Here is a 13948-nt window from a genome sequence, read left to right as displayed (position 1 = left end):
GCCCGCCTGTCAACCGTCTACATGCCCGGCTACAAAATCACCATGCTGCCCGACAGCGTGGTGCAGGCCTACACCTTGATTGAGGGGCGAGACTGCCCCGCCGTGTCGCTTTACGTCACTTTCAGCGAAGACACGCTGGAGGTGCAAAGCACGGTCACCCGGTTGGAGAGGGTGCCGATGGTGGTCAACCTGCGTCACGACCAACTGGACGACCGCATCACCCGCGAATGGCTGGAAGGCGAAGACGGCAGCGATCACGCCGATGTGCCGGTGAGTCGCGCCACATTGGCGTTTTTCTGGCGTTTGGCGCAAACCCTCAAGTCCCGGCGCGAAGTGGTGCGTGGCAAACCCGAAAACTTCAACCGCCCGGACTACAGCTTCAAGCTGGAGCGTTCCAGCAACGAGACCCCGCCCACGGGCGAGGAGACCGTGGTCATTGGCACCCGCAAGCGCGGTGCGCCGCTGGATTTGATGGTGGCCGAAGCCATGATCTTGGCCAACAGCACCTGGGGTCAGTGGATGGCCAGCTTGGGCGTGCCCGGTATTTACCGCAGCCAAGCCAGCATGGCCCCCGGTGTGAAGGTGCGCATGGGCACCAAGGCGCTGCCGCACGCTGGCATTGGCGTGCCCAGTTACGCTTGGAGCACTTCGCCCCTGCGCCGTTACACCGACCTGGTCAACCAGTGGCAAATCATCGCGTGTGCCCAGCATGGCGCGACCGCTGCATTGGCTGCGCCTTTCAAACCCAAAGACGCGGAGCTGTTTTCCATCATCAGCGGTTTTGATGCCGCTTACAGTGCTTACAACAGTGTGCAGTCCAGCATGGAGCGTTACTGGACACTGCGCCTTGTGCAGCAGCAAAGCATCCAAGAGCTGGAGGCCAGTTTGGTCAAGGAGATGGGCGGTGGCAGTTGGTTGGTGCGCGCTGACACCTTGCCCCTGATGTTCAGCGTGATGGGCGCGCAAGGCCTGATGCGCGGTGCGCGGGTGCGCGTCAAGCTGGGCGAAGTGGACTTGATGGCGCTTGACGTGCATGGCACCGTGACCGCGCATCTGGATGCCCCTGAGTTGGCAGCTGGTGCCGAAACCGAAGAGGCCGATGAGGACGAGGCCATGGCCGCAGGGCCGCTCACCATTGCGGTCGATTTGAGTGACAGCACGCAAAGCGATGGGTCTTGAGGGCGTTCAGTCTCCTTCTGTTTTGAAGCGATTGCTTCATCGCCACACGCTGGCGTGGGCTTTGGGCTTTTCGATCTGCCTGCATGCTTCGCTGATCGCTTGGCGCTTTGCCGATCCTGAGCGCTTTCAGCGGGTCTTTGCAGACACCGCGCTGGAGGTGGTGCTGGTCAATGCCCGCAGCGACGCACCGCCTGAGCGTGTGCAGGCCATCGCACAGGTCCATTTGGCAGGCGGCGGATCTGAGCCAGGCCAGCAACGTGCCAGCACGCCTTTGCCGCCTTCGGTGGTCCAAGAATCGGGCACCGATATCGGGGCCATGCAGCGTCAAATCGAGGCCTTGAAACGTCAACAAATGCGCTTGCTCACCCAACTGAAACAGGAATTGTCAGCACAGACGACAGACCCCTCAGGGGAGAGCGTCGATGCACCTGAGCGGCAAGCCAGACAAGAGCGCCAGCAACAGTTGGCTCGCCAGTTGGCCGAAATTGAGCCCAAGTTGGAGAAAACCCAGAGTGGCCCCCGCAAGCGTTTCATCGGCCCCGCGACCCGCCAAGCGGCCTACGCGCTGTATTACGACAAGCTGCGGCGAAGCATTGAGACACGCGGTACGCTCAATTTTCCACAGGTGGGCGGGCAAAAGCTTTACGGTCAACTGACCATGGTGATCACCGTGGATGCAAAAGGGCGACTGGTGCAAACCGAAGTGGCCAAACCCTCAGGACAGCCTTTACTGGACCAAAGGGCGGTCGCGATTGTGCGCAGTGTGGCCCCTTTTGAGGCGTTCAGCGCTAACATGAGGCGGCAGACCGACCAGATCGTGGTGGTCACCCGTTTTCAGTTTTCCAAAGAGGGCGTTCTGGACATGCGCATGTCGACCCCGGATGCCCTGCAGCCTTGAGGGGCTGGTCGGCCCTTTTCAACCAGAGACAAAGGATTTTGATGCGTGCTTTCGGTCGTTGGTGTGCCCTGGTGTTGCTGGCAGGGCTGGGATTGCAGCTGTTTTTTGCCTTGCGGATCGCCAGCATGGCCGTGTTGGCGCCGCAGTCCACCAGTTTTGAGCGCTCACAGATGTGGAAAATCGTGAGCCGCCAAGGCCAGTTGCCTTGGCGACAAGAGTGGGTGGATGCGTCTGCCATCTCGCCGAAATTGCAGCGGGCCGTGATCGCATCCGAAGACAGCCTGTTTGCGCAGCATGGCGGCGTGTGGTGGGAGTCTTTGGAAAAAGCCTGGGAGAAAAATGCCAAAGCCAAAGCCTTGGCTGCGCTGCGCGCCCAGCGCCGCCCGGATGGCAAATCCCCGCCCATTAAAATCGTGGGCGGCTCCACCATCACACAGCAGTTGGCCAAAAACCTGTTCTTGTCGGGTGAGCGCACTTTGCTGCGCAAGGGTCAAGAGATGCTGATCACCTTGGCGTTGGAGTCTTTCCTGTCCAAGCGGCGTATTTTGGAAATTTACCTCAACAGCGTCGAATGGGGCGAGGGCGTTTTCGGAGCCGAAGCTGCAGCGCAACATTACTTCCAAAAAAGCGCTTCCCGTTTGAACGACTGGGAAGCGGCGCGTTTGGCTGTCATGTTGCCCCGCCCCCGTTATTTTGAGCAAAGGGCCCAATCGGCCTATTTGGCCAGCCGTGCCAACACGATCGTGGCCCGCATGGCTGATGTGGTGTTGCCATGAGTTCATTGACCACGGTCACACCGCCAACCGTGCGCATCCTGGGCATCGATCCAGGCCTTCAGACCACGGGCTTCGGTGTGCTGGACATGACGGGCTCACGCCTGCAGTACGTGGCCAGCGGCGTGATCGAGACCACCCGAGGCGAGATGGGCAATTTGCCGTCCCGTTTGAAAGTGATTTACGACGGTGTGCGCGAAATCCATGCCCGTTATCAGCCCGATGTCGCCTCGGTCGAAATCGTGTTCGTCAACGTCAACCCCCAAGCCACTCTCTTGCTGGGCCAAGCGCGTGGGTGTTGTGTCACGGCCTTGGTGTCTTGCGATCTGCCCGTGGCCGAGTACACCGCCTTGCAAATGAAGCAATCGGTCACCGGACATGGCCGTGCGGCCAAGTCGCAGATCCAAGAGATGGTCAAGCGCTTGTTGCAATTGCCCGTGCTGCCGCGTCAAGACGCTGCAGATGCTTTGGGCATGGCCATCACCCATGCGCATGCCAGCCCGTCCATGAACAAACTGGCCGCACAAGGCGTTCTCAACCGAAAAACGCATGGCATGTTTCGCAGCGGACGCAGCCATTGAGGCATGGCCAACACCACAGGCTTTCCTGCGTGCTGAGATAATGTTCACCATGGGCCCCGTCATTCAAAAACCGACGCTGTTGCATCGCATGCGGCAATTGCTCAAGGGCTTTGACGGCCCTTTGGCGTTTGCGGTGTTCATGCTCGCTTGCGCGGGTTTGTTGATCATGTTTTCGTCCGGTTACGACCACGGCACCCGCTTTGTGGACCATGGACGCAACATGCTGTTGGCCGGCTTCATCATGTTTGTGGTGGCCCAGTTGCCGCCGCAAAAGCTGATGGCGTGGGCAGTTCCGGTGTACACCGTGGGGGTCATCTTGCTCGTGGCGGTGGCGATTTTTGGCATCACCAAAAAAGGGGCCAAACGCTGGATCAATTTGGGCGTGGTGATCCAGCCCAGTGAAATCTTGAAAATTGCATTACCCTTGATGTTGGCCGCTTGGTTTCAAAAGCGTGAAGGCCAGCTTCGGCCTTTCGACTTTGCCGTGGCACTGCTGATTCTGGGCATTCCAGTGGGTTTGATCATGAAACAGCCCGACCTGGGCACAGCTTTGCTGGTCTTGGCTGCTGGACTGTCCGTGATTTTCTTTGCGGGCCTGAAGTGGCGCTGGATTTTGCCGCCCATTGTTTTGGGCGTTGTGGGCATCGTGGTATTGGTGGTCATGGAGCCGAGCTTGTGCCAACCGGACGTGGACTGGCGCGTGCTGCACGAATACCAGCGACAAAGGGTGTGCACCTTGCTGGACCCTGCGCGAGATCCATTGGGCAAGGGTTTTCACATCATCCAAGGCATGATCGCCATTGGCTCGGGCGGCTTTTGGGGCAAAGGCTTCATGCAAGGCACCCAAACCCATTTGGAGTTCATTCCTGAGCGCACCACCGACTTTATTTTTGCGGCCTATGGCGAAGAGTTCGGATTCGTCGGTGGTCTGTTCCTGATTTTTTGGTTCTTCTTTTTGGTTTATCGGGCTTTGGTCATCGCAGCCGAAGCTCCGACGCTTTTCAGCCGTTTGTTGGCCGGCAGCATGGCCATGATTTTCTTCACCTATGCCTTTGTGAACATGGGCATGGTCAGCGGCATTTTGCCGGTGGTGGGTGTGCCCCTGCCTTTCGTCAGCTATGGCGGTACCGCCATGGTCACTTTAGGCTTGGCCTTGGGGGTATTGATGTCGATCGCTCGGTCCAAACAATGGGTGCAAACATGAACAAGGGCTTCTCTGTGGCAGTGGTTGGGGCGGGCAATATGGGTGGGGGCATGTTGGCCCGTTTGTGTGCTTTGGGCTGGTCAGTGGGGGTGCACGACACCGACCCGCAAGCCCAAGCGCGGGCCGTTGCTTTGGGCGCGGTGCCTTTTGAATCGGCCATGCAGGCGGCCCAATCGCTTGCGCCCAGTGGGGTTTTGCTGGTGGCGGTGGTGGATGCAGCGCAAACCGAAGCCGTGCTGTGGGGAGATGTCGGTCAAGGCGTGAGGCCCGGTGCGGGTCCGCATTTGCAGGTTGGCCAAGCGGTGATGCTTTGCCCAACCTTGGGGCCCGACACCGTGCAGTCTCAAGCTGAGCGACTGGCGCAGGGCGGTGTGGACTGTATCGACGCACCCATGTCTGGCGGCCCTGTGAGGGCCAGAGACGGCAGCATGAGCTTGATGGTGGCCTGTTCTGAAGCCGCATGGCAGCGCCACAGGCACTTGTTGGATGCTTTGAGTGGACAGGTCTTTCGTGTGGGTACAAAAGCGGGAGACGGGGCCCGTACCAAGTTGGTCAACAACTTGCTGGCTGCGGTGAATTTGGCCGGGGCTGCAGAGGCCATGGCCTTGGCCGAGCGATTGGGGTTGGACCCAGCGGCCACCTTGTCTGTGATTGAGGCTTCCAGCGGACAAAGCTGGATCGGTTCGGAACGGATGCGTCGGGCTTTGGCGGGGGACTTGGCGCCTCGTGCGCACGTGAGTTTGTTGGCCAAGGACACAGGATTGGCGGTGCAGGCCGCTGAGGCCGTGGCTTTTGAGCCCGCTTTGGGCCGAATGGCGCGGGATGTCTTTGCTCAGGCCATGGCGCAGGGCTTGCAGGGCCATGACGATGCCAGCCTGCTGGAATGGACGCGCCAAACGCGGAGCTGAAACCATCGGTAGGGTGTTGCCACTGACCGGCACGGGCAAGGGTCTTGTAGCCTGCCTACAATGGTCACCATGATTTCACGTGAACCCACCATCGAACGCCTGGCCACGGCCAGGTCCCTCTTGCTCGAACCCTTTGGTTTGGACGAAACCCACTTGAGCCGGGCTTTGTCTGCCATTCAGGCGCACCGAGTCGACGATGCCGATTTGTATTTCCAGTACACCCGCTCAGAAGGTTGGAGCCTGGAGGAGGGCATCGTCAAAACCGGCAGCTTCAGCATTGACCAAGGTGTCGGCGTGCGGGCTGTTTCGGGCGAGAAAACCGCCTTTGCCTACTCGGACGACATCTCTGAAGCCTCCTTGATGGATGCCGCCCTGACGGTGCGCACCATTGCACAGGCCACACAAAACAAGCGCATTAAGGTGCCTACCCGCAAAATTTCGGCCAGCCGCTCGCTTTACCCCTCGCTCGACCCCATGTCCACATTGGACAGCACGTCCAAAGTCAACCTGCTTGGCTGCGTGGAGACCATGGCCCGCGCCAAGGATCCGCGCGTGGTGCAAGTCATGGCTGGTTTGGCCACCGAGTACGACGTGGTCATGGTGGCGCGTGCTGACGGCACCTTGGCCGCCGATGTGCGCCCCTTGATCCGACTGTCGGTCACGGTGATCGCCGAGCAAAATGGCCGCCGTGAGGTGGGCAGTGCCGGAGGCGGTGGCCGCTTTGGTTTGGCTTATTTCGACGACGCCATGGTGGCAACCTATGTGCAAGAAGCGGTGTCGGCCGCGCTGATTAACCTCGATGCACGACCTGCGCCTGCTGGCGAAATGACCGTGGTGCTGGGCAGTGGTTGGCCTGGCATTTTGTTGCACGAGGCCGTAGGCCACGGTTTGGAGGGTGACTTCAACCGCAAGGGCTCGAGCGCCTTCAGCGGCCGCATCGGCCAGCGCGTGGCCGCCAAAGGCGTGACGGTGCTCGACGACGGCACCATGGCCGACCGCCGTGGCTCACTGAATGTGGACGACGAGGGCCACGCCAGCCAGAAGAACGTGTTGATCGAAGACGGCATCTTGCGCGGTTACATTCAAGATTCGATGAACGCCCGCCTGATGGGTGTCAAGCCCACGGGCAATGGCCGCCGCGAAAGCTACGCCCATGTGCCGATGCCGCGCATGACCAACACCTACATGTTGGGCGGCGACAAGAGCCCCGAAGAAATCGTGGCCAGCATCCAAAAAGGCCTGTATGCCACCAACTTTGCGGGCGGCCAGGTGGACATCACCAGTGGCAAGTTCGTGTTCTCGGCCAGCCAGGCTTACTGGGTGGAAAACGGCAAGATCCAATACCCCGTCAAGGGCGCGACCTTGATCGGCAGTGGTCCCGAGTCGCTCAAAAAGATCAGCATGATCGGCAACGACATGAAGCTTGACTCGGGTGTGGGGACCTGCGGCAAGGAAGGGCAGAGCGTTCCGGTGGGTGTGGGGCAGCCCACACTGCGCATTGATGGCCTCACCGTGGGCGGTACGGCCTGAACATGACCGCCTGAAATTGAAACGGGAGGCGCGCGGGTTTGTCCCCGGGTGTGCCTTTCAGAAACTGTCATTGAGCTGTGATACATTGAAACCCATGTCTTCGCGCATCGTCTTTTATTTTTTTTATTTTTGGTTCTCAGTCCCCGGCGGACGAGAGGCGAGCGCATAAGCACCCGAACATCTCGATACACACCGCCGGAGCCTCAAAGCCCGGCGGTTTTTTTTATGTTTTTCTCAATCTAAGGAGTCCACGATGAATGCCAAAGCCACAGCCCCTGAGAGTTGGTACACGAATGCTGCCGATCGCAAGGGCCAGACCGACGACGAACGCATCAAGGACATCACCGTGCTCCCGCCTCCTGAACACTTGATCCGCTTCTTCCCGATCGCAGGGACAGCGACGGAAACCCTGATCGCCAATACCCGTCAAGCCATTCAGAAGATCGTGCACGGCCAGGACGACCGTTTGCTGGTCATCATTGGCCCTTGCTCGATCCACGACCCCGCCGCCGCTTTGGACTATGCCCGGCGCCTGAAGCCCTTGCGCGAAAAATATGCCGACAGCCTGGAAATCGTGATGCGCGTGTATTTCGAAAAGCCCCGCACCACCGTGGGCTGGAAGGGTTTGATCAACGACCCCTACCTGGACGAGAGCTACCGCATCGATGAAGGCTTGCGGATTGCGCGTCAGTTGCTGATCGAGATCAACCGCCAGGGCCTGCCCGCAGGCAGCGAGTTCCTTGACGTGATCTCGCCCCAGTACATTGGCGACCTGATCAGTTGGGGCGCCATCGGTGCCCGGACCACCGAAAGCCAGGTGCACCGCGAGCTCGCTTCTGGCCTGTCGGCACCCATCGGCTTCAAGAACGGCACCGACGGCAACATCAAGATCGCGACCGACGCGATCCAGGCGGCCGCCCGTGGCCACCACTTTTTATCGGTGCACAAAAACGGTCAAGTCGCCATCGTCCAGACTCAGGGCAACCAGGATTGCCACGTGATTTTGCGCGGCGGCAAAGCCCCGAACTACGACGCGGGCAGCGTTGCCGCGGCGTGCAAAGAGCTTGAAGCCGCCAAGTTGCCTGCTACCCTGATGGTGGACTGCAGCCACGCCAACAGCAGCAAAAAACACGAGCGTCAAATCGACGTGGCCAAAGACATTGCTGCCCAAATCAGCGGCGGTTCACGCCAGGTCTTCGGCGTCATGGTCGAAAGCCACATCCTGGACGGTGCCCAGAAGTTCACCCCCGGCAAGGACGATGCGACGAAACTGGCCTACGGCCAGAGCATCACCGACGCCTGCATCGGCTGGGACGACAGCGTAGGCGTGTTGCAGGTGCTGTCGGATGCGGTGAAGGCGCGTCGCTCGATCAGCCGTTGAGGGCCGACAACAACTTGGCATGAATCCCGCCAAAGCCCCCGTTGCTCATGCACAGCAGGTGGTCGCCCGGTTGGGCATGGGCCAGCACCTGCGCAATCACCTCGTCTATGTTGGCACCCACTTGCGCGCGTGCGCCCATGGGCTGCAGGGCTGCATTTGCATCCCAGCCCAGACCGCCCGAATGACAAAATGCAAGGTCGGTCTCTTCCAGGCTCCAAGGCAACTGGGATTTCATCGCGCCGAGTTTCATGGTGTTGCTGCGCGGCTCGAAAATGGCCAGGATGCGCGCTTCGCCCACTTGACGGCGCAGGCCGTTGACGGTGGTGCGAATGGCCGTGGGGTGGTGGGCGAAGTCGTCGTACACCGTGATGCCGTTCACAGTCCCGCGCACTTCCATGCGGCGCTTGACGTTTTCAAACGTGGCCAAGGCTTGAGCTGCCATGGCAGGCCCGATACCCACATGTTCGGCTGCAGCGATGGCCGCCAGCGCGTTGAGTTGGTTGTGCACACCGCCAATGGCCCATTGCACTTCGGCGACCGATTGGCCAGCTTGTAGGACTTTGAAGTCCGACGGCGCGCCTTCGGCCACAAAATCGCTCACGGTCGCTCCGAAACTTCGCACTTCGCTCCAGCAGCCTTGGGACAGTACGCGGGTCAGGCTTTCTTCCAGGCCGTTGATCACCAGGCGGCCCGTGCCGGGCACGGTGCGCACCAGGTGGTGGAACTGGCGCTCGATGGCGGCCAGATCGTCAAAGATGTCGGCGTGGTCAAATTCCAGGTTGTTGAGGACGGCTGTTCTTGGACGGTAGTGCACGAACTTGCTGCGTTTGTCAAAGAAGGCGGTGTCGTATTCGTCCGCTTCGATCACGAAATAATGGTCGCCGCCCAGACGCGCCGAGACGCCAAAATTCAAAGGCACCCCACCAATCAGAAAGCCGGGATTCAAGCCCGCCTGCTCCAGCACCCAAGTGAGCATGGAGGTGGTGGTGGTCTTGCCGTGGGTGCCGGCCACCGCCAGCACATGCCTGCCTTGCAACACATGCTCGGACAACCACTGCGGACCGCTGGTGTAAGGCGCACCGGCTTCGAGAATGGCCTCCATCAGAGGAAATTTAGCGCTGCCATCTGGCAATCGGGAGCGGCTGACCACGTTGCCCACCACGTACAGGTCGGGCTTGAGGGTCATCTGGTCGGCGTCAAAGCCCTCGATCAGATCGATGCCCAGAGCACGCAACTGGTCGCTCATGGGCGGGTAGACACCCGCGTCACACCCCGTGACCCGATGCCCTGCCTCACGGGCCAGCGCGGCCAAGCCCCCCATGAAGGTGCCACAAATACCCAATATATGTATATGCATGGGTTGAGATTCTAGGGCTGCGCTGGAGCAACTTGTGGGCGTATGCAGGACAGGATGATCCGTTTCTAAGGGCACAATCGCCTCTCATGAACGATGTTGCCCTTGAAATTGCCGTCACCGCGGCCCGTTTGGTGGTGGAAGAAGGTTTGGCCTTTGGACCAGCCAAACACCGAGCCCTCAAAGAGCTGGGCCTGCCCGCCCGCAGTGCTTTGCCCAGCAACGACCTGGTCGAGGCAGAGGTGCGCGACTACATCGCCCTGTTTTGTGCCGATACGCAGCCTGCCGAGTTGCGGGCTTTGCGTGAATTGGCGCAGGTCTGGATGCAACGCTTGGCCGAATTTCGCCCGCATTTGGGTGGGGCGGTTTGGCAAGGTTGGGCCACGCGCCTGTGCGATGTCGATTTGGCCTTGTTTTGCGATGACCCCAAGTCGGCTGAAATTGCCTTGATCAACCAAAACCAGCGTTACGAAGTCCAAACGGTGCGCGGCCTGCATGGGGACGATGTGGATGTGCTGAGTTTGCATATTTTTTGCGAGCCCTTCAATGAGCATGTGGGCGTGCACCTGCGCATATACGATTTGGACGATCTGCGCGGCGCGCTCTTGCCTGACACCCAAGGCCGGTCGCCGCGAGGCGATTGGATGGCGCTTCAGCGCTTGCTGGCGGCATGACGGAGAATCTCAGCATGAACAATCAAAGCTCTGGTGCCTATCGGCGTAATTTGGTTTTAGGGGCGGGTGCGGCGGCAGCTGTGGCCGGTGTGGGCGTGGCTTTGTGGCGTTTTGAGCCACAAGCCGTGGACCGCGCCGACAGCCACCCGGTTTGGGCCCAACAGTTTGAGACCCCAGCAGGGGCGGGGCTGTCGGTGGGCAGTTTCAAGGGCAAGCCCCTTTTGCTGAACTTTTGGGCCACTTGGTGTCCCCCCTGCATCGAAGAGTTGCCCATGATCCAATCCTTCTGGCGTGACAATGAAGCCAGTGGTCACCAAGTTCTGGCCTTGGCGATTGACCAGCCCAGTGCCGTGCGCCGCTTCCTGGAGCGGCAACCCTTGGGTTTTCCCGTGGGGTTGGCTGGTTTGGAGGGTACGAACTTGGCCAAATCACTGGGCAACACCGCTGGCGGCTTGCCTTTTACGGTATTTTTCAAGGCAGATGGCAGCATTTGGCGTCAAAAGATGGGGCAACTCACGCCCGATGATTTGGCTCAATGGCGCGCGGTGAAGGCTTGAAAACACCGGTCGAGTCAGTCTTGCTTGGGAATGAATATTCGGGCAATGCAAGCCGAGAGAACCTGTGCGTTAGATCTTCTTTTGTGATGCGTAATGTCAATTTCGAGGGCAGTTGATGAAATTTAGTGTAAATTCGATTCATCGCATGTGTTCAAAGCCTTGGAGGATTTATGGATTTGCGCAAACTCAAAACACTGATTGACTTGGTGTCCGATTCGAACGTTTCGGAACTCGAGATCACTGAGGCTGAAGGCAAAGTTCGCATTGTCAAAAGCATGGGCGTTGCCGCGCCCGTGGCGATGCAGCAAGTGGCCCCTGTGGCGATGGTGGCAGCGCCTGTTCCGGCTGCGGTGGTGGCCGATGTGTCCGCAGCACCCGCTGTGCCCGCAGGTCATGCTGTCAAGTCCCCTATGGTGGGCACCTTTTATCGTTCGTCCAGTCCTGGTGCTGCGCCGTTCATTCAAATTGGTTCGGTGGTCAAAGAAGGCGACACCTTGTGCATCATTGAGGCGATGAAGATCCTCAACGAGATCGAGTCCGACAAGGCGGGAACCGTGACTCAAATCTTGTGTGAAAACGGTCAGGCTGTGGAATATGGTCAGCCTTTGTTCATCGTCGAATAAGCCAACGGGGATTTCATGTTCAAGAAAATCCTGGTGGCCAACCGCGGCGAAATCGCTTTGCGAATCCAGCGTGCGTGCCGAGAGTTGGGTATCAAAGCGGTCATGGTGTATTCCGAGGCTGACAAAGAAGCCAAATACGTGAAGTTGGCCGAAGAAGCCGTGTGCATTGGTCCGGCGGCCTCATCGTTGAGTTACCTCAACATGCCGGCCATCATTTCAGCGGCCGAGGTGACCGATGCCGAGGCCATACACCCTGGCTACGGCTTTTTGAGCGAAAACGCCGACTTTGCCGAGCGCGTTGAGAAAAGCGGTTTTCAGTTCATCGGCCCGACCCCGGAGTCGATCCGCATCATGGGCGACAAGGTCTCGGCCAAGCAGGCCATGATTCGCGCAGGTGTCCCTTGCGTGCCGGGCTCTGAAGGTGAGCTGCCCGACGACCCGGTCCAGATTCGCCGCATTGCCAAATCCGTGGGCTACCCGGTGATCATCAAGGCCGCCGGTGGTGGTGGTGGTCGCGGTATGCGTGTGGTGCATACCGAGGCCGCTTTGGTTAACGCGGTGCAAATGACCAAGGCAGAAGCCGGTGCCGCATTTGGTAATCCTGCGGTCTACATGGAAAAATTCCTGCAGAACCCGCGTCACATTGAGATCCAAATCCTGGCCGACAAGTTCAAGAACGCGGTTTATTTGGGTGAGCGCGATTGTTCTATGCAGCGCCGTCACCAAAAAGTGATCGAAGAAGCCCCTGCGCCTGGCATTCCGCGCAAATTGATCGAAAAGGTTGGCGAACGCTGCGTGGCCGCGTGCAAAAAAATCGGCTACCGCGGTGCGGGCACGTTCGAGTTTTTGTTTGAAAATGGCGAGTTCTATTTCATCGAAATGAACACCCGCGTGCAGGTGGAGCACCCGGTCACCGAGTGGGTCACTGGCATCGACATCGTCAAAACCCAGATCATGGTGGCTGCGGGTGAAAAATTGCCGTTCACCCAGCGACAGATCCAAATTCGAGGTCATGCCATTGAATGCCGTATCAATGCCGAAGACCCGTTCAAGTTCACGCCCTCCCCTGGTCGCGTTACCTCATGGCACATGCCCGGTGGCCCTGGCGTGCGTGTCGACTCGCATGTTTACAACAACTACTTTGTGCCACCGAACTACGATTCGATGATTGGCAAATTGATCGTACATGGGGACACCCGCGAGCAGGCTTTGGCCCGCATGCAAACAGCCTTGAATGAGATCGTGATCGAAGGCATCAACACCAACGTGCCTTTGCACCGCGAGTTGATGGTCGATGCCAAGTTCATGCAAGGCGGCACCAACATCCATTACTTGGAACACTGGCTGAGCCAGCACAAGCGCTGAATTCCTATGTTTGAACTGTGCTTGCTGTGTCCCGAAGATCGTGTGGACCTCTTGAGCGACGCGCTCGATGCCTTGGATGCCCTGAGCGTTTCGGTGGAAGATGCCGATGCCCAAACCCCAGCCGAGCAAGCCTTGTTTGGAGAACCAGGCATGCCACCGCCCAAAGACGGTTGGCAGCGCTCGCGCATGGTGGCGCTGTTTGCGCAAGAGTCCCATGCCCAAGAAGCGGCCGCCTTGCTGTGTGCGCAAGATTTCTTTGAAGCTTGCCAGATGCTGGGCGTGCAGGAGGTGGCAGATCAGGATTGGGTGCGTTTGACCCAATCGCAGTTTGCACCGGTTGAAATCACGCCTGATTTCTGGATTGTTCCCACATGGCATGAGCCACCCGCACAAGCGCGGCATATCATCCGACTCGACCCGGGCTTGGCCTTTGGCACGGGCACACACCCCACCACCCGCATGTGTTTGCGCTGGATTGCGCGGCACGGCGTTCAAGGCCAGCGTGTGCTGGATTACGGTTGTGGTTCGGGCATTTTGGCCATTGGGGCTGCCAAATACGGGGCCACACAGATCGATGCGGTGGACATTGACGATGCAGCAGTGACATCCACCGAGTTGAACGCGCACGCCAACAACGTGCACTTGCAAGCCGGGTTACCCGACAAAGCGCAGGGCCTGTACCAAACGGTTTTGGCCAATATCTTGGCCACACCGCTCAAGGTCTTGGCCCCATTGCTTTGCGCCCATGTGGTGCCCACGGGCTCCTTGGTGCTGGCCGGTATTTTGGAGCGTCAGGCCGACGAACTCAAAGCCGCTTATGCACCTTGGCTTGCGCTTGAAGTGGCTGACAGCGAAGACGGCTGGATTTTGATGACCGCCCAATCGCCAACCACCACCTCGGTTTTGCCCTGATCCCAGACA

14 protein-coding genes are annotated in these 13948 nt (G+C 59.2%); 13 read left to right on the top strand and 1 reads right to left on the bottom strand.

Annotated features, from left to right (window positions below; all coding sequences use genetic code 11):
* The 8 genes from Q0O19_RS06240 to Q0O19_RS06205 all read left to right on the top strand — a co-directional run.
* Positions 1–1179: RNB domain-containing ribonuclease (locus Q0O19_RS06240; RefSeq protein ID WP_295521035.1), on the top strand; the 1179-nt coding region annotated here is incomplete at its 5' end.
* 31 nt (positions 1180–1210) lie between these two features.
* Positions 1211–2077: an energy transducer TonB gene (locus Q0O19_RS06235; protein WP_295521033.1), complete on the top strand. Its 867-nt coding sequence runs from the start codon at positions 1211–1213 to the stop codon at positions 2075–2077.
* Between the two features lie 41 nt (positions 2078–2118).
* Positions 2119–2853: a monofunctional biosynthetic peptidoglycan transglycosylase gene (gene mtgA, locus Q0O19_RS06230; RefSeq protein ID WP_295521032.1), complete on the top strand. Its 735-nt coding sequence runs from the start codon at positions 2119–2121 to the stop codon at positions 2851–2853.
* A 29-nt stretch (positions 2854–2882) separates the two neighbouring features.
* A complete protein-coding gene (ruvC, locus tag Q0O19_RS06225; protein WP_295521043.1) occupies positions 2883–3431 on the top strand; it encodes a crossover junction endodeoxyribonuclease RuvC in 549 nt (182 codons plus the stop codon).
* Positions 3432–3480: 49 nt separating this feature from the next.
* The gene (gene rodA, locus Q0O19_RS06220; RefSeq protein WP_295521031.1) at positions 3481–4635 is read left to right on the top strand and encodes a rod shape-determining protein RodA; all 1155 of its coding nucleotides are present in this window, start codon (positions 3481–3483) and stop codon (positions 4633–4635) included.
* Positions 4632–5543 carry an NAD(P)-dependent oxidoreductase gene (locus tag Q0O19_RS06215; protein ID WP_295521028.1) on the top strand — a complete coding sequence of 304 codons (912 nt, stop codon included), beginning with the start codon at positions 4632–4634 and terminating at the stop codon, positions 5541–5543. Before rodA ends, Q0O19_RS06215 begins: the two co-directional genes overlap by 4 nt.
* Before the next feature lie 69 nt (positions 5544–5612).
* A complete protein-coding gene (gene tldD, locus Q0O19_RS06210) occupies positions 5613–7073 on the top strand; it encodes a metalloprotease TldD (protein WP_295521026.1) in 1461 nt (486 codons plus the stop codon).
* A 253-nt stretch (positions 7074–7326) separates the two neighbouring features.
* Positions 7327–8454: a 3-deoxy-7-phosphoheptulonate synthase gene (locus Q0O19_RS06205; protein WP_295521023.1), complete on the top strand. Its 1128-nt coding sequence runs from the start codon at positions 7327–7329 to the stop codon at positions 8452–8454.
* Here the strand turns inward: Q0O19_RS06205 and mpl are convergent.
* Positions 8444–9811, bottom strand: a complete 1368-nt coding sequence (gene mpl, locus Q0O19_RS06200; protein WP_295521021.1) for a UDP-N-acetylmuramate:L-alanyl-gamma-D-glutamyl-meso-diaminopimelate ligase — start codon at positions 9809–9811, stop codon at positions 8444–8446. The genes Q0O19_RS06205 and mpl overlap by 11 nt on opposite strands.
* A gap of 86 nt (positions 9812–9897) precedes the next feature.
* On the opposite strand from mpl, the gene Q0O19_RS06195 reads away from it, so the two are divergent.
* The 5 genes from Q0O19_RS06195 to prmA all read left to right on the top strand — a co-directional run bounded on the left by Q0O19_RS06195 (position 9898) and on the right by prmA (position 13939).
* The gene (locus tag Q0O19_RS06195) at positions 9898–10482 is read left to right on the top strand and encodes a hypothetical protein (protein WP_295521019.1); all 585 of its coding nucleotides are present in this window, start codon (positions 9898–9900) and stop codon (positions 10480–10482) included.
* A 14-nt stretch (positions 10483–10496) separates the two neighbouring features.
* Positions 10497–11039, top strand: a complete 543-nt coding sequence (locus Q0O19_RS06190; RefSeq protein WP_295521017.1) for a TlpA disulfide reductase family protein — start codon at positions 10497–10499, stop codon at positions 11037–11039.
* 170 nt (positions 11040–11209) lie between these two features.
* Positions 11210–11662, top strand: a complete 453-nt coding sequence (accB, locus tag Q0O19_RS06185; RefSeq protein WP_295521015.1) for an acetyl-CoA carboxylase biotin carboxyl carrier protein — start codon at positions 11210–11212, stop codon at positions 11660–11662.
* 15 nt (positions 11663–11677) lie between these two features.
* Positions 11678–13027, top strand: a complete 1350-nt coding sequence (accC, locus tag Q0O19_RS06180; protein ID WP_295521014.1) for an acetyl-CoA carboxylase biotin carboxylase subunit — start codon at positions 11678–11680, stop codon at positions 13025–13027.
* Between the two features lie 6 nt (positions 13028–13033).
* Entirely contained in the window at positions 13034–13939 is a 906-nt protein-coding gene (gene prmA, locus Q0O19_RS06175) for a 50S ribosomal protein L11 methyltransferase (protein WP_295521012.1), read from the top strand.
* The last annotated feature ends 9 nt before the right edge of the window (positions 13940–13948 follow it).

Origin of the sequence: Limnohabitans sp. Rim8 (assembly GCF_945869175.1) — a bacterium.
In the GTDB taxonomy this organism is placed as follows: Bacteria; Pseudomonadota; Gammaproteobacteria; order Burkholderiales; family Burkholderiaceae_C; genus Limnohabitans_A.
Note: the sequence above shows the minus strand (reverse complement) of the source record. Positions and strands in the feature narration are given on the sequence as shown.

Bases quoted from the DNA above. Each gene is read 5' to 3' on its own strand.
- Q0O19_RS06205 (WP_295521023.1), top strand. From the start codon at position 7,327: ATGAATGCCAAAGCCACAGCCCCTGAGAGTTGGTACACGAATGCTGCC.
- accC (WP_295521014.1), top strand. From the start codon at position 11,678: ATGTTCAAGAAAATCCTGGTGGCCAACCGCGGCGAAATCGCTTTGCGA.
- Q0O19_RS06195 (WP_295521019.1), top strand. From the start codon at position 9,898: ATGAACGATGTTGCCCTTGAAATTGCCGTCACCGCGGCCCGTTTGGTG.
- tldD (WP_295521026.1), top strand. From the start codon at position 5,613: ATGATTTCACGTGAACCCACCATCGAACGCCTGGCCACGGCCAGGTCC.
- mpl (WP_295521021.1), bottom strand. From the start codon at position 9,811: ATGCATATACATATATTGGGTATTTGTGGCACCTTCATGGGGGGCTTG.
- prmA (WP_295521012.1), top strand. From the start codon at position 13,034: ATGTTTGAACTGTGCTTGCTGTGTCCCGAAGATCGTGTGGACCTCTTG.
- accB (WP_295521015.1), top strand. From the start codon at position 11,210: ATGGATTTGCGCAAACTCAAAACACTGATTGACTTGGTGTCCGATTCG.
- rodA (WP_295521031.1), top strand. From the start codon at position 3,481: ATGGGCCCCGTCATTCAAAAACCGACGCTGTTGCATCGCATGCGGCAA.
- mtgA (WP_295521032.1), top strand. From the start codon at position 2,119: ATGCGTGCTTTCGGTCGTTGGTGTGCCCTGGTGTTGCTGGCAGGGCTG.
- Q0O19_RS06215 (WP_295521028.1), top strand. From the start codon at position 4,632: ATGAACAAGGGCTTCTCTGTGGCAGTGGTTGGGGCGGGCAATATGGGT.
- Q0O19_RS06190 (WP_295521017.1), top strand. From the start codon at position 10,497: ATGAACAATCAAAGCTCTGGTGCCTATCGGCGTAATTTGGTTTTAGGG.